This is a genomic window from Candidatus Zixiibacteriota bacterium, from assembly GCA_026397505.1.
Taxonomy (GTDB): domain Bacteria; phylum Zixibacteria; class MSB-5A5; order GN15; family PGXB01; genus JAPLUR01.
Map to the genome: position 1 here is coordinate 54,256 of JAPLUR010000046.1, position 21,892 is coordinate 76,147.

General features: G+C 50.4%; 19 protein-coding genes and 1 tRNA gene. 15 read left to right on the forward strand and 5 right to left on the reverse strand.

Annotated elements, in window-relative coordinates; genetic code table 11:
• Nucleotides 1-27: 27 nt before the first annotated feature.
• A complete protein-coding gene (locus NT002_03595; GenBank protein ID MCX6828348.1) occupies nt 28-222 on the reverse strand; it encodes a hypothetical protein in 195 nt (64 codons plus the stop codon).
• Nucleotides 223-504: 282 nt separating this feature from the next.
• On the opposite strand from NT002_03595, the gene NT002_03600 reads away from it, so the two are divergent.
• Together NT002_03600 and NT002_03605 are read left to right on the forward strand one after the other, a co-directional pair.
• Nucleotides 505-732 (forward strand): hypothetical protein, encoded by a 228-nt coding sequence (locus tag NT002_03600; protein MCX6828349.1) that lies wholly within the window; start codon nt 505-507, stop codon nt 730-732.
• A gap of 88 nt (nt 733-820) precedes the next feature.
• On the forward strand, nt 821-2,596 hold the full coding sequence (locus NT002_03605; protein ID MCX6828350.1) for an AAA family ATPase: 1,776 nt from the start codon (nt 821-823) through the stop codon (nt 2,594-2,596).
• A 782-nt stretch (nt 2,597-3,378) separates the two neighbouring features.
• On the opposite strand, the gene gltA is transcribed toward NT002_03605, so the two are convergent.
• The 4 genes from gltA to NT002_03625 form a co-directional block, all read right to left on the reverse strand.
• Nucleotides 3,379-4,848: an NADPH-dependent glutamate synthase gene (gltA, locus tag NT002_03610; protein ID MCX6828351.1), complete on the reverse strand. Its 1,470-nt coding sequence runs from the start codon at nt 4,846-4,848 to the stop codon at nt 3,379-3,381.
• A 24-nt stretch (nt 4,849-4,872) separates the two neighbouring features.
• Complete coding sequence (locus tag NT002_03615; protein MCX6828352.1) at nt 4,873-5,730, reverse strand: sulfide/dihydroorotate dehydrogenase-like FAD/NAD-binding protein; 858 nt, start codon at nt 5,728-5,730, stop codon at nt 4,873-4,875.
• 74 nt (nt 5,731-5,804) lie between these two features.
• Nucleotides 5,805-7,016 carry an acetate kinase gene (locus tag NT002_03620; GenBank protein ID MCX6828353.1) on the reverse strand — a complete coding sequence of 404 codons (1,212 nt, stop codon included), beginning with the start codon at nt 7,014-7,016 and terminating at the stop codon, nt 5,805-5,807.
• Complete coding sequence (locus NT002_03625) at nt 7,013-7,924, reverse strand: 3-hydroxyacyl-CoA dehydrogenase NAD-binding domain-containing protein (protein ID MCX6828354.1); 912 nt, start codon at nt 7,922-7,924, stop codon at nt 7,013-7,015. The genes NT002_03620 and NT002_03625 overlap by 4 nt, the downstream gene beginning before the upstream one ends.
• A 436-nt stretch (nt 7,925-8,360) precedes the next feature.
• On the opposite strand from NT002_03625, the gene NT002_03630 reads away from it, so the two are divergent.
• From NT002_03630 to NT002_03690, 13 genes are all read left to right on the forward strand, one after another.
• Nucleotides 8,361-8,437, forward strand: a tRNA-Val gene (locus NT002_03630).
• Nucleotides 8,438-8,501: 64 nt separating this feature from the next.
• Nucleotides 8,502-10,445 (forward strand): threonine--tRNA ligase, encoded by a 1,944-nt coding sequence (gene thrS, locus NT002_03635; GenBank protein MCX6828355.1) that lies wholly within the window; start codon nt 8,502-8,504, stop codon nt 10,443-10,445.
• 26 nt (nt 10,446-10,471) lie between these two features.
• Nucleotides 10,472-11,062, forward strand: a complete 591-nt coding sequence (gene infC / locus NT002_03640; protein ID MCX6828356.1) for a translation initiation factor IF-3 — start codon at nt 10,472-10,474, stop codon at nt 11,060-11,062.
• Nucleotides 11,001-11,195 (forward strand): 50S ribosomal protein L35, encoded by a 195-nt coding sequence (gene rpmI / locus NT002_03645; protein MCX6828357.1) that lies wholly within the window; start codon nt 11,001-11,003, stop codon nt 11,193-11,195. Before infC ends, rpmI begins: the two co-directional genes overlap by 62 nt.
• 34 nt (nt 11,196-11,229) lie before the next feature.
• Complete coding sequence (gene rplT, locus NT002_03650; protein MCX6828358.1) at nt 11,230-11,580, forward strand: 50S ribosomal protein L20; 351 nt, start codon at nt 11,230-11,232, stop codon at nt 11,578-11,580.
• 14 nt (nt 11,581-11,594) lie between these two features.
• Complete coding sequence (gene pheS, locus NT002_03655; protein MCX6828359.1) at nt 11,595-12,608, forward strand: phenylalanine--tRNA ligase subunit alpha; 1,014 nt, start codon at nt 11,595-11,597, stop codon at nt 12,606-12,608.
• Nucleotides 12,608-15,001 carry a phenylalanine--tRNA ligase subunit beta gene (pheT, locus tag NT002_03660; GenBank protein ID MCX6828360.1) on the forward strand — a complete coding sequence of 798 codons (2,394 nt, stop codon included), beginning with the start codon at nt 12,608-12,610 and terminating at the stop codon, nt 14,999-15,001. The genes pheS and pheT overlap by 1 nt, the downstream gene beginning before the upstream one ends.
• Nucleotides 15,002-15,004: 3 nt before the next feature.
• Nucleotides 15,005-15,238 carry a hypothetical protein gene (locus NT002_03665; protein MCX6828361.1) on the forward strand — a complete coding sequence of 78 codons (234 nt, stop codon included), beginning with the start codon at nt 15,005-15,007 and terminating at the stop codon, nt 15,236-15,238.
• Nucleotides 15,239-15,351: 113 nt separating this feature from the next.
• Nucleotides 15,352-15,663 (forward strand): cell division protein ZapA, encoded by a 312-nt coding sequence (locus NT002_03670; GenBank protein MCX6828362.1) that lies wholly within the window; start codon nt 15,352-15,354, stop codon nt 15,661-15,663.
• A 93-nt stretch (nt 15,664-15,756) separates the two neighbouring features.
• Nucleotides 15,757-17,322, forward strand: coding sequence for a ribonuclease Y (rny, locus tag NT002_03675; GenBank protein ID MCX6828363.1), 1,566 nt, complete (start codon nt 15,757-15,759; stop codon nt 17,320-17,322).
• A 9-nt stretch (nt 17,323-17,331) separates the two neighbouring features.
• On the forward strand, nt 17,332-18,156 hold the full coding sequence (locus NT002_03680) for a TIGR00282 family metallophosphoesterase (protein ID MCX6828364.1): 825 nt from the start codon (nt 17,332-17,334) through the stop codon (nt 18,154-18,156).
• A 5-nt stretch (nt 18,157-18,161) separates the two neighbouring features.
• The gene (gene folD, locus NT002_03685; protein ID MCX6828365.1) at nt 18,162-19,058 is read left to right on the forward strand and encodes a bifunctional methylenetetrahydrofolate dehydrogenase/methenyltetrahydrofolate cyclohydrolase FolD; all 897 of its coding nucleotides are present in this window, start codon (nt 18,162-18,164) and stop codon (nt 19,056-19,058) included.
• 259 nt (nt 19,059-19,317) lie between these two features.
• The coding region (locus tag NT002_03690; protein MCX6828366.1) for a hypothetical protein at nt 19,318-21,892 on the forward strand (2,575 nt) is incomplete at its 3' end.

A 21,892-nucleotide genomic window follows, 5' to 3' on the forward strand; every position in this document is an offset into this window, starting at 1 on the left:
CATCGGGCATTCTTTTGTCATCCTTCTCTATTCCGTCAGGTCCTTAATTCCCCCGGCGACAACGGGGGAATGGTGACCTGACGGCAATTCTTTCTTACTTGCGGCGTCAGGAACCCATTCCTGACGCCAATTCTCTTTTGGCTTATGGGCATAATTATAGCTCTTGTAGGTCGGAGTTTCGAATGATTCCGGCTTTCGTCGGATGAATGAGAAACCCGACATTCTTCTTAATTCCCGGTCATGTAGGGCACGAGCCCGCCGTGGTGGGTGCTCGTGCCTTATAATTATCGAGGTTGTAGTGATTTTACGACATGCCGAGCAGGCAAAATATAATGGCTTGACAGTTCAAAAAAGATATGTATATTCATTATTGGTAAAAGGCTGACACCAGAGGAGAAACAGAGATTGTCTGGAAGCAGAACCCGTGAACGGGTTTATCTGGAAACCATATAAACAGTAGTTTGGCAAGGGTGACTAACGGACCTGAAGAAAGGACGTTACCCAATGGAACGATACAAAGACATCGGCGGCGACTCGGGCGTTGCCGCATACGAGATCGGAAGTGATTCGATCACAGTTCAGTTCAAGGATGGCGCGGTCTACCTCTACACCTACGCAAGCGCGGGCTCCGATGCGATCGAGACCATGAAGGGACTCGCCGTCAGCGGAGATGGGCTGAACAGCTACATCAACAGGAACGTACGGAAGAAGTATGCTGCGAAGCTGGGATAACTGCGACGGTATGAAGGAGTTGCCATATCAGGCCATGGAACGTACGCGCTTCTGACGCACACCGTTGGCTGCCAGAAGGACACATAATATGGCGAAAAATGTAAAAGTAGCTGAGGTTGACCCAGCCGGCGTCATGGGGCCGCGTCCTCGTCTCGTCAAACTGGTCGTCAAGAACTTCCGATGCATCGGGGCCACTCCAGTTACCATCGACCTAGATGACATCGTAGTCTTGGTCGGCCCGAATAATGTCGGGAAAAGCGCCGTTCTAAAAGCCTATGAAATCATCATGTCTGAGGGGTCGAATGCAGGGCATCTTTCAATTGATGATTTCCCATCTGGGAAAGTCGATCCCAGTGCATTGCCAGAAATCGAATTACATACAGTTGTTTACGACAACAGCCCTGGACCTGAATGGATTGAGAAGACAGAGGCAGGAGAGATGCTTGTTAAGGAGCTGTGGCGCTGGTCCGCTCCTGGTGTACCCGTGCGTCGTGGGTACAATGCGCAAGAGAAACGGTGGGCCACAGACGAAGACAAAGAGAAGGTACCCTGGGGTGCCGCAGGAGTCGCAAATTCGCGACGACCGCAACCGCATAGGGTCGATGCCTTTGCATCACCAGACGTACAGGCGGGCGAGATCGTCAAGCTCCTGATGACGGCAATTGAAAATCGGGTAAAATCGCATCAAGCCGACTCAAAGACAAACAAAGAGTCCGATTTCGCGAGACTCTTGGCTGGTATAGCCTCCTTACAGAAAAGAATAGTTGCCGAGAGTCAGGCGCAGATCACCGCCGTCCAGACAGACTTGTCTGGATATATAGGACGTGTCTTCCCCGGCCACTGTGTTGTGTTCGACGCTAAGCCAGAAGATGATCTTGACAAGGCACTCAATCTATTCAAGTCAAATCCGCAGCTCTTGATGGGACCCGAGAACGGATATTTGAGTACGATAGGCCGCCAAGGCAGCGGTGCACGCCGCACATTGCTTTGGACCGCGATCAGACTCTTGGCTGAAACAGGCAAAAAGAAAGACATGAGCCAACGTCCTCATATCCTGCTAATCGACGAACCTGAAATCTGTCTACATCCAAATGCTATAAGAGAGGCCTGCGATCTTCTGTATGGCCTGCCATCTCTCACGGGCAACTGGCAAGTAATGGTCACAACCCATTCACCCTGTTTCGTCGACTTTGCCAGAGACCATACGTCTATTGTGCGCGTCGCGCGGAGAGATGATGGGCTTATTACAGGGACAACCATTTTCCGACCATCCAAAGCCAACTTCGATGGCTCCGACAGAGACCTTCTGAAACTCCTGAATCTGTGCGATCCATATGTTGCGGAATTCTTCTTCGGGGGGAGATCGATCATAGTAGAGGGTGATACGGAGTACACTGCTTTCATGCACATAATTCACCTCTTCCCCGAGAAATACCAAGGCATCCATGTGGTGCGCGCACGGGGAAAAGCTACGATTGTGTCTCTCTGCAAAATTCTGAATCAATTTGGTGCGCCCTACTCGGTCCTGCACGACAGTGATCGCCCAACATACGAGAAGGATGGCAAGTATTGCGCGAATCCCGCATGGGCGCATAATGAGTCAATTCGTGTTGAAATGGCTAAGGCATCTGCTGCGACTCGACTACTTGCCACTTTGCTTAACTTCGAAAGCGCTTACCTCGGCGAAGAAGTCAAGTCTAACAAGCCATATAATGTGCTGTGCAGTCTTAAAGGCGATTCCGCAGTTGTTTCAAGAATTGCCGCGCTTCTTGACGCGTTGATCGACTTCACAAAGCCCATTCCACCCGGTGCCGTGCAATGGACGAGCGTTGATCAACTTAGGCAGGAAGTGGAGAAGATATGACGCCGGGTGGCCCGCTATTCATGGTGGGACGAATCATGACATAATATTGTCCCCCGCGCCATCAGCCGGCAAACCGGTGGCCCATAAGGCTATACAACTAACTCTGCATTGCCTCAATTTCAATCCATTTACCCCGTAAATTCCCAAATATTTCCTTCCTAACCTCTTGCCATTCAATCTCCGCAATACAAAATCTGTATCGAATCGATGGTGATTCGGCTCCCGACCCCTTATATGAAAGCATGGTTATGAATATGACTTCAATCCAAAAACAATCAACCGCCAATTCCACTGTCAGAAATTGGCACTGGAAAGGCAATGAACCTTATAAATTCATTAAGGAAAACTGCAGCGAATATTTTAAAAAACGAAGAAACAAACCCAATTTGCCGGCCGTTCACTTTATGCCTAATCTGTTGCCATACATGCAACTTACACCCAATTTGCCCGTTTTTGAAAGGCCAAAAAATTTCGTAAAACAAAGCCAAATTCGTCAAACCCATGGCAGACATGTACTTGGCTGTATTTCGTGTGGCTTTGCTCCCCTGGCTGCAAACTCCACCCCTTGTGGCACAATCAATTACGCCTGCAAACCCGCCCCCGCCACCCGACTGGATTCCCCGCCGCAACGGGGATGACAATGACGGAGCAGAGATGGCAAAAAGAAAAAAAGCCAGGAGGGCCCGCCGTGGCTGGCTTCTGGCCTGCAATACTTGGGAATGCAATATGTTGCGTGAGTCAATTTCGCAAAACCCTTCGGGATTTTGCGCTACAAAGCTGACCTATTTGACCTTTGCTTCCTCTTTGGCTGGCTCATCGAACGGGATGCCCATAACATATTTATGAATCGCGCGCGCGGCCACTTTACCTGCGCCCGCCGCCAGAATCACGGTGGCGCCGCCGGTAACAATGTCACCGCCGGCAAAGACACCCGGCCGCGAGGTCATCTGCGTCTTGGGATCAACCTCGATATTGCCCCACTTATTGGTCTTGAGTCCCGGCGTGGTCTGCGGGATCAGAGGATTGGAGGAGTTGCCGACCGCCACCACGACCGTATCGACGGGAAGAATGAAATTGGAGCCTTTCATTTCCACCGGCCGCCGCCTGCCAGAGGCATCCGGCTCGCCCAGTTCCATCTTGACACATTCCATCCCTTTGACCCAGCCGTTGTCATCGCCGATATAGCGAATGGGGTTGGTCAGGAACATGAACTGCACCCCCTCCTGTTCGGCGTGATGAATCTCCTCTTTACGGGCCGGCATCTCGTTACGGCTGCGGCGATAGACGATATAGGCATTCATAGCGCCGAGACGAAGCGAGGTACGCACCGAGTCCATGGCGGTATTCCCGCCGCCGAGAACGGCGACATTTTCACCGGCGAAAATGGGCGTATCGTAATTGGGGAAATCGTAACCGGCCATCAAATTGGAACGCGTCAAAAATTCGTTGGAGGAATAGATGCCGTTAAGGTTTTCGCCGTCAATTTGCATGAAGTTGGGCAGACCCGCCCCGGTGCCTACAAAAACGGCGTTGAATCCCTGCTCAAACAGTTCATCGACCGTATCGAGTTTGCCGATGACATAGCTGGTATAAATTTCCACACCCAGTTTCCTGAGATAATCAACCTCGGAGGCGACAATCGCTTTTGGCAGGCGAAACTCCGGGATACCGTAAATCAGCACGCCGCCCGCTTTGTGAAGAGCTTCGTATATGACCACTTTGTGTCCCATCTGAGCCAGGTCGGCGGCTACGGTCAGACCGGCCGGTCCGGCGCCGACAATGGCGACTTTCTTGCCGGTGGGCGGGGGAAGCTGCGGTATTTCGATTTCACCGCGCTCGCGCTCAAAATCGGCGACAAACCGCTCCAGATTACCGATGCCGACAGAATTATATTTCTTGGTCAGGATGCAGACTTTCTCACACTGCTCCTCCTGCGGGCAAACTCGTCCGCAGATGGCGGGGAGAGCGTTGGTTCTTTTTATCACCCTGGCGGCGGCGACAAAATCTCCCTCGGTCACCAGCCTGATAAATTCCGGGATGTTCACCTCCACCGGGCAGCCGCCGATACAGGGGGGCTTGGGACAAGCGAGGCAACGCCGGGCCTCAATCATGGCCAATTCCGGCGTCAGGCCGTGTGGCACTTCCTTGAAATTGCGTATTCTCTCTTTGGCATCCTGCTCCGGCATCTTCTGCCGGGGGATTTTCATCCGCTCTTTCTTTTCCAGAGGCTTATTCTTCTCGTTGTCCGTCATATTTATCTCTCGAATGATTTTTTCTTAGAGCTGTTTAATCTGGTCGGCCACGCGACAGCCCTCGTGAAGAAATCTTTCGTAGGCAATCTTTTCATATTTGGCATACATCTTCAGCCGCTTGGTCATCTCATCAAAGTCAACTTCATGGCCATCGAAATCGGGACCATCGACGCAGGCAAACTTGGTTTTCCCGCCGACTGTCACGCGGCAGGCGCCGCACATGCCGGTACCGTCAACCATGATCGGATTGAGACTGACAAAGGTTTTTATTTTCGGCAGGCGGGTGGATGCCACCACCGCTTTCATCATCGGGACCGGCCCGATGGAAATGACCATATCGACTTTCTCGCCGGCATCGAGCAGATTTTGCAGGACGGTGGTGACAAAACCATGGGTCCCATAAGAGCCGTCATCGGTAGAAATCAGAAGCCGGTGCGAGGCGGAAGTAAGTTCCTCTTCATATATCAAAAGGCTCTTACTACGGGCGCCGATGATAGTAGTCACCTGATTGCCGGCCTCTTTGAGCGCCTGGGCAATCGGGTAAATAGGGGGGATACCGACGCCGCCGCCGATACAAACACAATGGCCGAATTTTTCCACGTGCGAGGACATCCCCAGAGGGCCGACCACATCGGCAAAGGAATCGCCGGTTTTCATCCGGTTCATCGAGCCGGACGTTTTTCCCACCTCCTGAATGACCACGGTCAATAGGCCATTTTTCTTATCCAGCCCGCCGATGGACATCGGGACTCGTTCGCCTCGGTCATGCTGGCGCAGGATTACAAATTGTCCCGCTTTTGCCTTTTCGACAAGACGGGGAACTTCTATTCTGAAGCGATGTATTTTCTCGCAAAGCTCTTTTTTGTCGACGATCCTAAACAACTTTCCTCCGATGCAATTTCACTTCACGCTTTGTCGATGCACGCTATACGGCAGGACAATAAGACGAAATAATACTATTTTTGGCCTGATTTTTCAACAATTTCTTTAGTATCACGGGCAATGACCAGTTCCTCATTGGTTGGCACGGCGAAAATCTTAATGCGTGATTGATCGGATGAGATTTCCATCTCCTTGCCGATAGCGGCATTATTTCTCTCCGCATCCAGTTCGACGCCCATGAATTCCAGTCCCTTGCAGGTCATTTCTCTGATAATTGGCGAGTTTTCACCCACTCCGGCGGTAAAGACGAGGCAGTCAAGTCCTTTCAAGGCGGCGGCATAAGAGCCGATATATTTCCGCAGGCGATAGCAGTAAATATTCAACGCCAGTCTGGCGTTAGTGTGATTGACCTCACTGGCCTGGATTATTTCTCTCATGTCGGATGACACCCCGGAGATTCCAATCAGCCCGGAATGTTTGTTGAGTAGCGTATTCCCCTCATGCAGCGAGAGTTCCTCGCGCCCCATGACATGGAGAATCACAGCGGGATCGAGGTCGCCGGAACGGGTTCCCATGAGAAGACCCTCGAGAGGGGTAAACCCCATGGAAGTGTCAATCGAGACGCCGCCATCCACGGCGGTAATGGAGGCGCCGTTACCAAGATGGCAGGTTATTGTTTTGAGTTGTTCGATCGGTTTCCTCATAAGGGCGGCGGCCCTATGGGCCACATAGAAATGTGAAGTACCGTGGAAACCATAACGGCGGATGCCATACTTTTTGTACATCACATAAGGAAGGCCATAGATATATGCTTCCGGCGGCATCTGGTGATGGAAAGCGGTATCGAAAACAGCCACCTGGGGGATTCCGGGAAGCGTTTTTTCGCAAGCCTGAATCCCGCGAAGATTGTGCGGATTATGCAGCGGCGCGAGGTCGATCAGGTTGCGGATTTCGGCCATCACTTCCGGAGTGATGAAGACCGATTCGGCGAACCGCTCGCCGCCATGCACGACCCGATGCCCAATGGCGTGAATTTCCGATTTGTCTTTGATGACGCCATGATTGGCCGAGAGAAGGATTGAAATCACATAAGCGGTGGCCGCGATATGATCCAGAATTTCGCCCGAAATCTTGACCTCAGGACGGTCAAAAGGTTTATGGGTCAGGACCGCCCCGGTCATGCCGATACGGGCAACCAAACCCTTGGCCAGAGCTTTTTCATAGTCCATATCAAAGAATTGATATTTTATGGATGAGGAGCCGCAGTTGAGTACCAATATGTTCATTTTACCGTCCGATCGCCATCAGTCGATGGTTTTTCACAAGGGATACGATTTCCTTCTTTGTCATATTTAAAGAATCCCTGACCGGTCTTGACTCCCAGCTGACCGGCGCGCACCATTTTGCGAAGAACCGGGCAGGGGTTATACTTGTGCTCCGAAAGCTCGGATAGAAGATTTTCCATCCAGGACATAACCACATCGAGTCCCATCATATCGGCCAGGGCCAGCGGCCCGACATTAAAGCCGTAACCCAGTTTCATGGCGGTATCGATATCATCGGCGGTGGCCACACCCTCCATTAGAACATGCATCGCCTCGTTCAGGAGCGGAACAATGATGCGCGTTGTTATGTACCCGGGATATTCATACACCAGCACTGGCGTCTTGCCGAGCGTATCGGCGAACTGCCGGGCTTTCTCATAGGTATCATCCGATGTCTTCAACCCGCGGATAATCTCGACCAGAGGAATTTTGGGCACCGGGTTGAGGAAATGCATGCCGATAATTCGATCAGGCCGGGTGGTCATCGCCGCCAACTCGGTTATGGAAAGAGTAGCGGTGTTGGTGATGAAAATTGTTTCCGGGGGACAGAGGTCATCAAGTTTCTGAAACAACTCTCGTTTCATACGCAGGTTTTCAGGAATGGCCTCGATGACTATTAAAGCCTCCCTGGCGACCTGCAGTTCGGCCGAGAGAGTTATTCGTGAGAGAATAGCTTTCTTCTCCGCCTGAGTCATAGCCCAGCGGACGATAGCATGATCGAGGCTTTCGTCAATCCTTTTCAAGCCTTTGTCGGCTACCCTGATGGTGCGATCGAGAAGAACAACCTCGGTGCCGGTGCTCGCTATCGCCTGAGCAATCCCCTGGCCCATGACGCCGGAACCGGCGATGACAATCTTAGTTGCAGGCATGATACTCAACCTTCGCCAATATGTGAAAAAAGTAACAAATACCGGCGCTAATATAAGCAATTGCTATTGGCAGGCAAGGTTTTTTTGATTTCCGACCAATTCAGGTTACTGCCAATAAGTTACGCCAAAGGAATTTTAATTCGACAAAAATGTCTATCTAAAATATATGTCATGAATGAATTTTTGTCAGACAGTCGGCGATGATTTCCCGGATTATTATTTGACGGTTTTGGGTCGGAATAATTTTATTGGTGATAGAGGGGGAATTTCATTTGGAAACAGCCGGGATTGGGGAAAACGGGGGGGGGCGAGACGCGGGATTAGTCGCGGGCAGGGGTGAGAGTTAATATTTTTCTTGACATAATCGATAATAGGTGATATAGTTACAAGCTTAGGATGTATTTGCTTGTGAAAGCAGACTCCGATAATAAAGAATGGGCGATTAGCTCAGATGGTTAGAGTACTTGCTTGACATGCAAGGGGTCACTGGTTCGATTCCAGTATCGCCCACCATTCTTGCGGGATGTAGGCCGTATCAAGTATGGTTTATGCCCGTTTATAGTTATGAGTGAAGAAAATGAGCGACGCGCAAGTAATTATAAAATTCCCTGATGGCTCCGAAAGGAGCTTTCCCTGCGGAGTCACCGGGTTTGAAATCGCCAAGTCGATTTCCCCTCGTCTGGCCAAAGAGGCGATTGCCGCGAAGGTCGATGGCGATTTGAAAGACCTCTCCTGTCCCATTGTGGGGAATGCCCCGATTGAGATAGTCACTTTCGATTCGCCTGAGGGGAAGAAGGTTTTCTGGCATTCCACCTCCCATATCATGGCTCAGGCGGTGCAGGAGCTTTTTCCGGGAGCTAAATTGGCCATCGGGCCGGCCATTGAGGAAGGTTTTTACTATGATTTCGACCTTGATAGTCCTTTTTCACCCGAAGACCTGCAGAAGATTGAAAGCCGGATGGCCAAGATCATCGAGGAGAAAGCCAGATTCCAGAGAGAGGATTTGAGCCGCACTGAAGTTATTGAGAGATTCCGGGGCAAGAATGAAAAATACAAAGTGGAAATGCTTCAGGAGGACATTCTGGATGACCGGGTTTCGGTCTATAAACATTCCTTTTTTGAAGATCTCTGCCGCGGCCCTCATATTCCGGATACCGGTGTGGTCAAGGCTTTCAAGCTGATTGCTTCCTCGGGCGCTTATTGGAGAGGGGATGAGAAAAATCGGATGCTCCAGCGTATCTACGGGATATCCTTCCCTAAAAAAAGCATGCTTGAGGAATATCTCGTTCGGCTGGAAGAGGCCAAGAAGCGCGACCACCGAACGCTGGGGAAACAACTCAGCCTTTTCCATATCACCAATGATGTCGGCGCCGGGCTGGTGCTCTGGATGCCGCATGGCGCGACAGTCAGAAACCAGATCGAAAATTTCTGGCGTGAAGAGCATATTAAGGGCGGCTATAGCATTGTTTTCACCCCTCATATAGCCAACCTGGAGCTTTGGAAACGCTCCGGACATACAATCAATTACGCCGAAAGCATGTATCAGCCGGTGCAGGTTGATGAGGCGCAGTACCAGATCAAACCGATGAACTGCCCGTTTCATATCATGATGTATAAGTCGCGGCGCTGGAGTTATCGCGACCTTCCTTTGCGCTGGGCGGAACTCGGCACGGTCTATCGCTATGAATTGCCCGGGGTGCTCCACGGACTGATGCGGGTTCGCGGATTCACTCAGGACGACGCTCACCACTTTGTCTCCCCGGAGACGATGGAGGACGAGCTGGTCTGGTTGATTAAATTCTGCATCCATATCCTGGACCCGTTCCGTTTCAAAGATTACGACATTTATCTTTCCACCCGGCCGGCCAAAGCCATCGGCGACCCGCAGGATTGGGAAAAGGCCACAAACGGTCTTCGCCGGGCTCTCGATTTTCTCAAGCTGAAATATCTGGTCGATGAGGGGGGGGGCGCTTTTTACGGACCCAAAATCGACATAAAGATTAAGGACGCCCTCGGACGCAGTTGGCAGTGCTCAACGATTCAATTCGATTTCAATCTTCCCGAGCGGTTTGATCTCACATTTGCCGATAAGGACGGCCAACTCAAAAGACCCTATATGATTCACCGTGCCCTGCTGGGCTCAATTGAGCGGTTTTTCGGGGTCTTGATCGAGCATTATGCGGGCAGGTTCCCGCTCTGGTTGGCCCCGGTTCAGGCCCGGATTCTGCCCATAACCGATGAATTCAATGCCTATGGCGAAACGGTACTGGCCCGGCTGCTGGCCCGAAATATCCGGGCTGAGTTGGATTCCAGGTCGGAAAAAATCGGGCATAAAATACGTGAATCGGAGTTGCAGAAAATACCGTATATGCTTATAATTGGTGCTAATGAAAGAGAGGCGGGTACCGTCTCGGTGCGCATTCACGGCCAGGGAGATAAAGGCGCTCGCAAAATAGAAGAATTGATTGATATTTTTGAAAATGAGATCGGCGAAAAAGCGATTGAGTCAAAATTAGTATAAGGGAGGATGTTATAGTTCACAAAGGAATTCGGGTAAACGAGCAAATTTCGATTTCCCCGGTCAGATTGATAGGCGTCAACGGCGACCAGGTTGGCATTGTTCCCATTCGGGAAGCTCAGGAAAAGGCACGCGAGGCCAATCTGGATTTGGTGGAGGTTTCGCCCACCAGCAGGCCGCCGGTATGCCGGATCATGGATTTTGGGAAATTCAAGTATGAACTGGCCAAGAAGGCCAAGCTGGCCCGTAAGAAACAGCATGTGGTTCAGCTTAAGGAGATGCGCTATCGTCCCAAAATCGATGAACATGACTTCCAATTCAAAACCAGACATGTGCGCGAATTTCTCATGCAGGGAAGCAAGGTCAAAACTTATGTGATGTTCAGCGGTCGAGAAATGGCTCACACCGAATATGGTTACAAATTATTGGAAAAGGTCGCTCAAGAGTTAAGTGATATATGCACGATTGAACAGAGTGCCCGGCTGGAAGGAAGAAACCTCTCGATGATATTGAATCCCAAACCGCAGGCACTGAAAGCAAAACCGAAGAGGACTGAGAATGCCCAAGATAAAGACAAATCGGTCGGCAGCCAAGCGATTCAAGAAGACGGCCACCGGTAAGATCAAAATGAAGAAAGCGTTTCATTCGCATATTCTGACCAAAAAGACAACCAAGCGGAAAAGAAAACTTCGCAAAGCCGGTCTGGTGAGCAAAGCCGATCGGGGACGCGTCAGGAAACTGATCCCCTATTGATAATTGATGACTGTTTGATTTCAGGAGTTCCAAAATGCCACGCGCGATGAACAATGTAGCCGCCAATAGAAGACATAAGAAGATTCTAAAAAAGGCCCGCGGTAATTTCGGCGCCCGCTCTCGTTTGTATCGGACCGCCATTGAAACCGTTCATAAGGGAATGACTTATTCCTACCGGGATCGGAGAAATAAGAAACGTGAGTTTCGCCGCTTATGGATCGCCCGTATCTCGGCTGCGGCCAAAATCTGCGGCGGCAATTATTCCACTCTTATGAATGGTCTGAAAAAGGCCGGTGTCAGCCTTGACCGCAAGGTCCTGGCCGATATAGCCGCCCGCGATATGGCCACTTTCGGCCGTCTGGCGGAAATGTCCAAAAGCCATTAGTCTCGGATCGAAACATGTCCGGGATTGACCAGATAAAGATTATTCTGGCCGAAGCGATGTCACTGATCGCCTCGGCCTCTTCGCTTAAAGACCTTGAGGCCGTTGATGTAAAATATTTGGCCCGCAAAGGGGTCATTACCTCGATTCTCAAATCGCTTAAAGAGCTTCCTCTGGAAGAACGCAAATCGGTCGGCGCCGCCGCCAATGAGGCCCGCCTGAAGGTAGAAGAGGCGCTGGCCGACGCCCAGTCGAAATTTAAAACCGGTAAGGTCGAATCATTACTGGATCCAACGTTGCCGGGCATACAGAACCGGGTCGGCGCCATTCACCCTATCACAACCGTCATTGACCGTATCTGTGATTCTTTCCATGGTATGGGTTTCACTATCGCCCGGGGGCCGGAAATTGAATCCGACTACTATAATTTTGAGGCGCTGAATTTCCCGCCCGACCATCCCGCCCGCGATATGCAGGATACTTTTTATGTCGAGGGGGGACTGCTTCTGCGGACGCATACAACCCCCGTACAGGTTAGAGAACTGGAAAAATCGAAGCCGCCGGTTAAGATAATTACACCCGGGAGAACTTATCGCAATGAAACCATCTCGACCAGAGGGTATTGCGTGTTTCATCAGGTGGACGGATTCCTGGTGGACGAGGGTGTCTCGATGGCTGACCTGAAAGGTGTCCTGGTGGCATTCTTCCGGGATTTCTTCGGTGAAGGGCTGAAACTTCGCTTCCGTCCCAGTTTTTTCCCGTTCACCGAACCTTCCGCCGAGGTCGATATCTCCTGCTTTCTCTGCGGCGGAAAGGGATGTCAGCTCTGCAAGTATGAAGGGTGGCTGGAGATTCTCGGCTGCGGCATGATCGACCCCAATGTGCTGATAAATGTCGGCTATGATCCCGAGAAATACACCGGGTATGCTTTCGGCATCGGCGTGGAGCGGATTGCCATGCTGAAATATAAGATAAATGATATCCGCCTTTTCTATGAAAATGATATCCGTTTCATAAGGCAGTTCAAGTAATGCAAATACCGTACAGCTGGATAACGGAATTGACTGGAATCTGCTGCCCCTCAAAGGAATTGGCCGAGCGGCTGACTCTCTGTGGCACTGCGGCGGCGGTCTCAAAGTTCGCCGCCGGCGGATTTGAGAATATCGTCGTCGGGCAGATAGCCGAATTGGAAATGATCAAAGGTTCCGACCATCTCAAAAAAGCGGTCGTCAACCTTGGTGATAAGACTATTGAGGTGGCGTGCGGTGCGCCCAATGCTCGGGAGGGACAGAAGGTAATTGTCGCTCAAGTTGGTGCGATTCTTAAAGGCGGGCTTGAAATAAAGAAGGTTACGCTTCGCGGGGTGGAATCCTCAGGATTGATTTGCTCCGAGGCGGAGTTGGGGCTGACCGATGACCATTCGGGTATTATGGTTCTTGATGATGATGCCCCCATTTCGGTCCCGGCGGGAAATATCCTGGGACTTGATGATGATATCTTTGAGTTTGACCTGACCCCCAACCGTCCCGATTCGCTCTGCGCCATTGGCATTGCCCGCGATGTGGCGGCGCTGTACCATGCAAAAATAAAGCGCCCGGAATATGAGTTGCACGAATCTGAGGAGAAAGCCTCGGCCGAGGTGAAAGTATCCATCGATGATTCCGGGGCCTGCCCCCGGTATGCGGCACGCGTGATAAAAGATGTGAAGATTGGTCCCTCCCCCTGGTGGATTAAGCGGAAACTGCTTCTTTCGGGCATCCGGCCAATCTCCAATGTGGTTGATATCACCAATCTGGTGATGCTGGAATTGGGGCATCCGCTGCACGCTTTTGATTTCAGGTTGTTCGGTAGAAAAGAGGTCATGGTAAGACGTGCCCGGGCTGGGGAGAAGTTCACGACCCTTGACGGGATTGACCATGAATTGACTCCTGAAGTGCTTCTGATAACCGATGGCGAAAAGGGCGTGGCTGCCGCCGGAGTTATGGGCGGACTGAATTCCGAGGTTACCGCCGAGACTACTGATATTCTTCTGGAATCAGCCTACTTTGATTCCATCACGATTAGGAAAAGCCGGCTGAAACTGGGCATGGTTTCGGAGTCATCGACGCGGTTCGAAAAGGGAGCCGATCCTAATGTCGTGCCCGAAGCGCTGAATCGCGCCGCTTATTTGATACGGAAGTATGCCGGGGGAAAGGTGCTGTCAGGTATTGTTGACTGCTATCCGAAAAAAATCACCCCTATAAATGTCAATCTGCGTCCCGCGCGGGTGAATGTCATTCTGGGCACGACCCTTACTGCGGAAAGAATGGTCGAGATTCTTCAGGGACTTGAGTTTCCTGTGACGCAAGGTGAGAATTTGCAAGTGACTGTCCCGACTTTTCGCCCCGATATCACGCGCGAAATAGACCTTATTGAGGAAATCGCCCGAATTGAAGGGTATGACCGGATTCCTTCGGCCGATCGCAATATCGGCCCGCTTCTGAATGTGCGGCATAAGGATGACCTTTTCCGCAGGCTGCTGCGTAATGCCATGACGGCGCAGGGCTTTGATGAAATTTACGGCTCCGGCTTTGCCGACCCCGGTCATCTGGCCAAATTGTCTCCTGACATCCGACCGGTGAAGATACTCAATCCGATCGCCGATGACCTTGCGGTGATGCAGACGACACTTGTTTATTCTCTTCTGAAAGCGGTAGCGCACAACACTGCTTTCCGCAATCTTGACCTGCGGTTGTTTGAATTGGGCAAGTCATTCGAGTCGGCTGATTCGGCTTCACCCGCTCAGCCGCCGGCGGAAATTGAGCAGATTGGCATAGCTCTTTCGGGGAAATCGGATGATAGATGGTTCGGCAGAGGGAGAGTTCATGATTTTTATGAACTCAAGGGCGCCATTGATTCACTCCTCGATTCCGCCGATATTCCTCCCGTTGGATATATCCCGGCCAATGTTATGCCGTGCGCGGAAGGTTATGGTTATCAGCTTCATGGTGCCGGTAAGGAGATAGGCCGGGCCGGGCTGGTGCGTGAGGATATCGCCCGAATCTTCGATATCAAGCAGCCGGTATTCATCGCCGAGCTCGATTTAAAGGAGTTGGCGAATTTATGGCGTTTGGAACGCAGCTATGAACCTTTGCCTCGATTTCCGGCCGCCCCGCGCGATCTGGCCATTGTCGTCGATGAATCGGCACCGGTCGGCGAAATAATGGAGGCGATTGAACGTGCCGGAAAACCACTTCTAGAAAAGGTTGCATTGTTTGATCTTTATCGGGGCAAGCAGATCGGAGAGGGAAAAAAATCGCTTGCTTTTTCCCTGACCTTCCGCTCACCGGAACGCAGCCTGGAAAACAAGGAAGTTGTTGAAATACATGAGAAAATTGTTTATCATATAAAGGAAAAGTTCAACGCCGAAATTAGAGAAGGTTAGTCTATGGATACGCTTGAAAAACTTGAAGAACGAATAAATAAAGCCTTAAACCTGATCGAAAAATTGACCGAGGGAAATAAGGTTTTAAAGGTGGAGAATGAAAATCTGAAGTCGGAATTGATCGGAGTCAAGTCCAAAATGGCCCAAATGGAAAGCCTGGAACTGGAACGGTCCGACAAAATCAAGACCAAACTGAACAGCATTTTGAATAAATTGGAGAACCTGGAACAGGTTTAGAGCTTATATTATTATTGTTGACAGTGTTTTGTGAGATTATTAAAATAAATTGTTGATCATAGATACAGGAAGATAACTCGAGATAGAATTGAGGAAGGCAGTCATAAATCATAATGCCTGATATCTCAGATAAAAAGCAGACGGTTAAAGTTACGATTTTTGGCGAAGAATATCCCATTCGGGGTTTTGCTGAACCTGAATATATTTTGCGTGTTGCCGACTATGTCGACAAGAAAATGCGTGAAATATCCTCCAAATCGAAAAATAAATCGCCCGACAAGATCGCTATTCTTGCGGCTTTAAATATCGCCGGTGAATTGTTTGATCTGGAAGAGCAAAAAGCCAATCTTTCCACGGTGGAGGATCGAGCCCGGAATATTTTGGAGCTTTTGGACAGCAAATTGCAGGATGCGGAGAGCGAATAACCGTTGCCTCAAGACTTCTCCTAATTATCTTCTTTTTTTACAGACGGAACTTTTAGATAGATTGCCCCGAAACAACTGGGGCGAGGAGGACCAATGAACGGCACTCTCTTGATTGTCCTTTTTGCGGCATTGGGAGCCGTCATAGGATTTGCGGTCGCCTGGCTGGTCTTGCGTCGAATCGGCGAAACCAAAGTGGCCAATGCCGAGGAATTTGCCCATAAAGTAATTGCCGAGGCCGAAAAAGAGGCGGAAATTAAGAAAAAAGAAGCCCTGCTGGAGGCCAAGGAAGAATGGTACAAGGTAAAATCGAATTTCGAAAGGGAGCTTCAGAATAGAAGAAACGAAGTTCAGAAAATAGAAAAAAGGCTTTTGGATAAAGAGGGGGGCATTGATAAGAAACTGGAATCTCTGGCTCGCCGTGAAAGAGATATTCAGAACCGTGAAAGAACCCTGACGAGCCGTGAAAAAGGGAGCACCTTGAGAGAGCAGGAGCTGGATAAAGCCCTGCAGACCCAGAACGAAAAACTGGAACGAATTGCCCAGATGACCGCGGAAGAGGCCAAGAAGGAACTCAAGGAAAACTTGGTGGGCGAGGCTAAACTTGAAGCGGCGGCGATGATCAAAGAAATCAAGGAGAACGCCGTGCGGAATGCCGAAAAGGAAGCCCGTGAAGTAATTATCTCGGCCATCTATCGCTGTGCCGCCGATCATGCCGTTGAATCGACCGTTTCCGTGGTCAATCTTCCCAATGAAGAAATGAAAGGGCGCATTATTGGTCGTGAAGGACGCAATATACGTTCCTTCGAGACCGCCACCGGCATTGATGTCATTGTCGACGATACGCCGGAAGCGGTGATTCTCTCCGGTTATGATCCCATTCGGCGCGAGGTGGCGCGAATGGCCTTGGAAAAGTTGATTACCGACGGCCGTATCCATCCCACCCGCATCGAAGAGGTAGTGGAAAAGACGCAGAAAGAGATGGAGATGATTGTCCGTGAAACCGGCGAACAGGCCTGTTTCGATGTCGGCGTGCAGGGACTGCATCTCGATATCATCAAACTTCTGGGCAAGTTGAAATATAGGACATCATATGGGCAGAATGTCCTCCAGCATTCAAAGGAAGTGTCGATTCTTTCGGGCCTGATGGCGGCCGAACTCGGTCTGGATCCGAATGTTGCCAAACGGGCCGGGCTTCTGCATGACATCGGTAAAGCAATCGATCGCGAAACGGAGGGGACGCATACCGAAATCGGCGCCAATTTTTTGAGCCGGCTGGGCGAAAATCCGGTGGTTGTCAATGCCGTCGCTTCGCACCACGGTGATGTCCCTCAGGAGACCGCCTATTCGGTGCTGGTGCAGGCGGCTGACGCCATTTCGGGCGCGCGGCCGGGGGCCCGGCGCGAGCCGCTCGAGGCTTATATCAAACGTCTCGAAAAACTGGAAGAGCTGGCCGATTCGTTTAAGGGTGTTTCCAAGGCTTTCGCCATTCAGGCGGGACGGGAAGTCCGGGTTATTGTCGAATGTGAGACCATTGATGATCTGGCAACCACTATTCTCGCCGGCGATATCGCCAAAAAAATTGAGCAGGAAATGGAATATCCCGGGCAGATAAAAGTGACCGTCATAAGAGAGACGAGGGCGACCGAATATGCCAAGTAGGATGTCGGTATGGCTCTCATAAGAGTGCTCTTTTTCGCCGATCTGGTCGGCAAGCCGGGAAGGTTCATTCTTTCCCAGATGTGCAAACAGTTGCGGGAGAAATATACCGCCGACTATGTCATCGCGAATGTCGAAAATGCCGCCGGCGGGTTTGGAATCACGCCCGAGATGTCCCGCAAGATATTTTCGTACGGGGTCGATTGCCAGACCTCCGGCAATCATATATGGGATCGGATGGATGTCCTAAAATATATCGATGAACAGCCGAAACTACTCCGTCCAGCCAACTATCCGCCCGGCGTTCCCGGCAACGGGTATCTGATTGATGATGTCGGCGGAATCAAGATCGGCATCCTCAATCTTATGGGGCGAACCTATATGAAAGAAATCGACTGCCCCTTCCGCGTGGCCGATCGCGAAGTCAAGAAAATAAGAGAAATAACTGAGACAGTAATAATCGATTTTCACGCCGAGGTGACCTCGGAAAAACAAGCCCTGGCATACTTCCTTGATGGGCAGGTATCAGCCGTTATCGGTACCCATACCCATGTTCAGACGGCCGATGAATCCATCTCGAAGCGGGGCACCGCTTTTATTTCGGATGTAGGCATGACCGGCCCGCATGATTCTATCATCGGTATGGATAAGACTCCCTCGCTGGAAAGATTCCTCACGGGGATGCCGAAACGGTTTGCCTGCGCCACCGAGGATTTGAAGATCTCCGGCGTGCTCCTGACAATCGACACCTCGGATGGCCGGGCCGAGGCGATTGAACGATTCCGTATTGATTATACCGGCGAAAAACCAGAGGAACCTGAGATAAAGGGAATGTAAGTGCTATGGAGGCAATTTTAATCGACGGCAAGAAAATTTCGGATGAAATCAAGACGGAATTAAAAACCCGTGTGGAGGCTCTTAAGAGTCAGGGTATAATCCCGGGGCTGGCCGCGGTCCTGATCGGCAATAACCCGGCCTCGGAAACATATGTCAAAAGCAAAGCCAAAGCCTGCGAGAAAATCGGCGTTTTCTCGGAAGTGATTCGCCGTCCGGCGGAAATGCCCCAGTCGGAAGTCGAAGAAATTGTCAGGGGACTCAATCAACGCTCTGATATTGACGGTATTCTGGTGCAGTCTCCTTTGCCCGACCATATTGATGAGCTGGCCGTAACGCTTCTTATCGATCCGGGGAAAGATGTCGATGGCTTTCATCCCTATAACGTCGGGATGACCCTGCTGGGAAGACCGACATTTCAATCCTGCACTCCCTTCGGTGTTGTCGAGCTCCTAAGGCGGTACAATATTGACCCGGCCGGCAAAGAGGTAGTCATACTGGGGCGCTCCAATATTGTGGGAAAACCTCTCGGTGCCATGCTCATTCAAAAACAAAAGATGGCCAATGCCACGGTCACAACCTGCCATTCGAGGACGAAGAATATCAATGAGATTTGCCGCCGCGCCGATATCCTGATTGCCGCCATGGGGCAGGCCGGATTTGTCAAGGGGGATATGGTCAAAGATGGAGCGGTAGTGATTGATGTCGGTATCAACCGGGTTGAGGATAAGAATGAGGAAAAGGGGTACAAGCTGGTTGGTGATGTTGATTTTGAGGCCTGCCGCGGGAAGGCATCTTACATCACACCTGTACCGGGCGGGGTTGGCCCGATGACAATTGCCATGCTATTGACCAATACAGTTCTTTCGGCCGAGAGGCGGGCGCAAAATCAAAAAAGAGATTGACAATGCATTATTCTGCGCATTAGTCGCACGTTAATTCACACCGCAATCTTTTAAATTATAGAGTTCTTCTCTGAGCTCTCGGCAGTATTCATGTTTGATCGGGCTCCAATTATTTGTGCCGACGCATCCTGTTAATTGACAATAACATCCGCATCCATATCCGAGGAATGACAGACTATAGTCATGGTTTTCTTTCATTCTTCAGGAAGGTGAAATAGGGCATATCCTTTGCTCTGTTCCAAGACACTCAGATAAGTTTATGGACAAGAAATACATTACTAAATTTGTCGCCTATCTTCTATTCCTGATTGTTCCTGCGATCGGCTATGCGGGAGACATTGAATTCTCACTGCCCGATTCCCTTCAGCCTCTTGATTTTTGGGATGGCGGCGGCGGATTTATCGGCAAAGCGGCAGCCACTTTATGCCCACCGCTTCCTGCTTTGATAGCGATACCACAAATGGGCTTGGTTGATACGCTTGATGTTTATCAGATAAAGCTCACTCTGCCTAAAGGGGGCATTCCTTTTCTGGGCGGTGTCTCATTCAGTTTTCCTGCCACATTTGATCTGAGCCAGATAAGTGAAATTGAATATTCCGATGATTACAGCGGGGATGACCTTAAGATTAGAAGGATTTATATTCATAATGGCATTATTACTTTGTTTTTCAAATGGGGGAAATCGCCGCCGGCCGGGACTGTAATCACTTTTACAGTCCATTCAATTAAGAATCCAACGGTCGCCGGAGAATATCAGATTGCCGGCCTGATTTTTAATAAGTGGTTTCGGGTAGAGGCTGGCCCGACTCTCTCGGATAGATTTACCATTTATCCCGATAAACCGGTCAGCATAATTATTTCTCCCTCCGACCATTTAGCCTTGAGAGCGGAGGAGACTCAGGTTTTTACCGCTGAAGTGCATGATAAATTCGGCAATATTATAGAAGGGCTCAATATCAATTGGGCGCTATCTGCTGATTTCGATAAGATTGGAATAATTTCTGATGGCTACCTTTTTGCCACGACAGTCGGCCATGGCAAGGTAGTCGCGTCATTTGAGAATCTCAGTGCCATGTCGGGCCTGATAACGGTTCTTCCGGGCGCCGTCGACCATTTTGTCGTTTCGGGCGTTCCACAGGAAGTGGAAGCCGGCGTGCCTTTCCTTTCAGCCGTGACAGTCACAGCCTTCGACAAATTCGGGAATCTGAAGAGTGATTATATCGGCTCAATCTATTTCACCTCGTCAGATGCGAGGGCCGTACTTATCTATAATGAATCGAATCAGTACGCTTTTGCCTCTTCCGATTCCGGGAGGCATGCTTTCGACGGCGCCGATTTCACCCTCGTCACCGCCGGTCAGCAGACGATAACGGTGACCGATGGGGTTCATTCCGGAGTTTCGGCACCGATTATTATCTCCTCGGGGAAGATTGTGGCATTCAATATTGTCGTTATTAATGGTCATCCCTTGCGGGCAGGCGACCCAATTTACCTTGAAGCGGCCGGAGCGGTCGACCGTTTTGGCAACCCGGCCGGCGGGAAGATTGAAGTCAGACAGGTGGTCGGCGGTCCCTCGCCAGGGGGATTTCAATCCGTTCTTAATGATATTATCGTTGTAAATGGAAAAGGGTCGGCCAACCAATATATCTATGCCGCCGGGGAGGCGGTCCTGCGAGCTTCAATCGATACTGTTTTCCGTGAGGCCGAACTCATTGTTCTTCCTGCAGCGCTCGGGACTCTTAAACTCGATATTCAGCCGACTCAATTTGTCGGCCACCCGCTATTCGGCCCGGCGACTTTGACCTGTTCTGATAAGTTTGGCAATCTTAAAACCGATTTCAATACTCTTGATAATCCCATTGACCTTTCGGTTGACAAGGGTGAACTCAGCCGCACACGACTCGACAGCGCCGACGATTTTGTGAATGGTGTGGCCGACCTGACAACAAAGAATATTATTTACTCCGGCGAGGCGGGGACGATCAGGCTGACAGCGAGTGCCAGCCCGGGCATTACTGTCTCTGCCGATCTCTCATATAATGGCGTTTCATTCGATCTAGTCGGACCGCTGCCCGATTCGATTTACGCAGGGCAGACGATCAGGGTAGATGCGAGACTGCAAAATAAAGGAGATTTACCAACTTTACCGGCGGTCTTGTTCTCGGCGCATCTTGGCTCCTGCCCGAATCAGTGTGCTGTCGAGCGTGAAATCTCTTCCATTCCTCCCAATGGCGGATCTCGTGTCGGTGCCGCCGTTCCCAGCGACAGTGCGCCGACTTATATTTATGATTCTCTCACGATTATGGTGAATGCAAAATACCGATTTGGCAATGACACGATTGTCAGTACCCAAACTCATTCCTATTCTATTCATATTTTGGATAAGTTAAGCTTCAGTTATGTTGATGGCTCTCTGACAGTCGATACCGTACTCTCCCCCTCACTTTTGCCTTCTCTTTCATTCAAAATACAGTCCAACAGGAGAATTGATATCGAACAGCTGAGAGCTGAAGTATCACTGAGCATGAAATTGGATGATAGCACCTGGATACAGTTTGGATGGCCGAGACTTGATACCAGCATTGACGACCAGGTGTTCATTTTTGAGCAGTCCGAAGTGCAAATCCCGGAATTGATTGTGAAATATCACACGGAAGGGTATAAATCTTTAAAGGCGGCGATCGTTTTTTACGGCGGGGCCGACAAGCTTTTCCGTTTCGAGGATAGCATTGTCGGATTTGATTCCCTTTATGTTGTGTTCGCTTCCAAACTGACTTATAAGACTTCCTCTCTGTCGCCCGTGACGGTTTCGGGCGGTATGAATCACGCATTCG

Bases quoted from the DNA above. Each gene is read 5' to 3' on its own strand.
- NT002_03620 (MCX6828353.1), bottom strand. From the start codon at position 7,016: ATGAACATATTGGTACTCAACTGCGGCTCCTCATCCATAAAATATCAA.
- rplT (MCX6828358.1), top strand. From the start codon at position 11,230: ATGCCACGCGCGATGAACAATGTAGCCGCCAATAGAAGACATAAGAAG.
- NT002_03670 (MCX6828362.1), top strand. From the start codon at position 15,352: ATGCCTGATATCTCAGATAAAAAGCAGACGGTTAAAGTTACGATTTTT.
- NT002_03665 (MCX6828361.1), top strand. From the start codon at position 15,005: ATGGATACGCTTGAAAAACTTGAAGAACGAATAAATAAAGCCTTAAAC.
- NT002_03680 (MCX6828364.1), top strand. From the start codon at position 17,332: ATGGCTCTCATAAGAGTGCTCTTTTTCGCCGATCTGGTCGGCAAGCCG.
- gltA (MCX6828351.1), bottom strand. From the start codon at position 4,848: ATGACGGACAACGAGAAGAATAAGCCTCTGGAAAAGAAAGAGCGGATG.
- rpmI (MCX6828357.1), top strand. From the start codon at position 11,001: ATGCCCAAGATAAAGACAAATCGGTCGGCAGCCAAGCGATTCAAGAAG.
- NT002_03595 (MCX6828348.1), bottom strand. From the start codon at position 222: ATGTCGGGTTTCTCATTCATCCGACGAAAGCCGGAATCATTCGAAACT.
- NT002_03600 (MCX6828349.1), top strand. From the start codon at position 505: ATGGAACGATACAAAGACATCGGCGGCGACTCGGGCGTTGCCGCATAC.
- pheS (MCX6828359.1), top strand. From the start codon at position 11,595: ATGTCCGGGATTGACCAGATAAAGATTATTCTGGCCGAAGCGATGTCA.
- thrS (MCX6828355.1), top strand. From the start codon at position 8,502: ATGAGCGACGCGCAAGTAATTATAAAATTCCCTGATGGCTCCGAAAGG.
- NT002_03605 (MCX6828350.1), top strand. From the start codon at position 821: ATGGCGAAAAATGTAAAAGTAGCTGAGGTTGACCCAGCCGGCGTCATG.
- NT002_03625 (MCX6828354.1), bottom strand. From the start codon at position 7,924: ATGCCTGCAACTAAGATTGTCATCGCCGGTTCCGGCGTCATGGGCCAG.
- folD (MCX6828365.1), top strand. From the start codon at position 18,162: ATGGAGGCAATTTTAATCGACGGCAAGAAAATTTCGGATGAAATCAAG.
- pheT (MCX6828360.1), top strand. From the start codon at position 12,608: ATGCAAATACCGTACAGCTGGATAACGGAATTGACTGGAATCTGCTGC.
- rny (MCX6828363.1), top strand. From the start codon at position 15,757: ATGAACGGCACTCTCTTGATTGTCCTTTTTGCGGCATTGGGAGCCGTC.